Raw genomic sequence first — 790 nt, forward strand, 5'->3', positions numbered from 1 at the left:
TCCCCGGTGGCCACGCTGTTCTTTCAGTGGGGCCGTTGTTACTCGGGGTTCGTTACACCACTCTACGGGGCACTACTCTCCGGCGCATGCCCTGACGACACCGCCGACAGCCGAAATATTATGCATATGTCCTAGATTGTCTAGTGACCGTGTGGAGCCTCAGCCGCGCATCTCGTGGACGAAAACATGCGATTATCCACATCATTCGCGGTATCCGGGTGCATTTTTGCGCACGCAGGCGGCGGCCGAGGTGCACCTTTCTGCACCCAAGCAACGCGCCAAAGTCGGACGTTCTACCTAAAATGCTTGACGAATGGGAGGACGAGTCGGAGTCTGCCCTCAGACTTGGAAGCGCCTTCGCCGCCGGTTGTGGGGCGAACCTTCGCTTCACCTGAGCGAGCGAAACTTGAAGGGGAACCATGAAACACGCCGTCCGCATTTCTCTGTGTGCGTCCGCCATGATGGCGCCTTGGCTTCTCACGACGGATGCATGGGGCGCGCAGGCAGAGACGGGTCCTGCTTCAATGGTCGACGAATTGGTGGTCACCGCGCAGAAGCGTTCCGAGACCGTCCAGGACATCCCCGCCGCCATTACCGCTGTCAGTGGCGCGGTGCTTCAGCAGCGGGGGGTCTCCCAACCTGAAGGCCTACAATTCATCGTGCCGAGCATGCAGGCTGGCCGCTTGTTGGGGCAGACAGCAATCACCATTCGCGGCTCTGTTGCAAAAATCGTGAAGCTTGAGCATGCTTGGCGGAGATTGGACGGACGGAACGATGACGGATTTCAAGT

The 790-nt window shown here is 59.1% G+C and carries 1 protein-coding gene; it reads left to right on the top strand.

Going from position 1 to position 790, the window contains the following annotated elements; all coding sequences use genetic code 11:
* Positions 1 to 419 precede the first annotated feature (419 nt).
* Positions 420 to 790: hypothetical protein (locus AC3WLB_RS24280; protein WP_492510489.1), on the top strand; the 371-nt coding region annotated here is incomplete at its 3' end.

Source organism: Herbiconiux sp. FW305-C-125, from assembly GCF_058783455.1.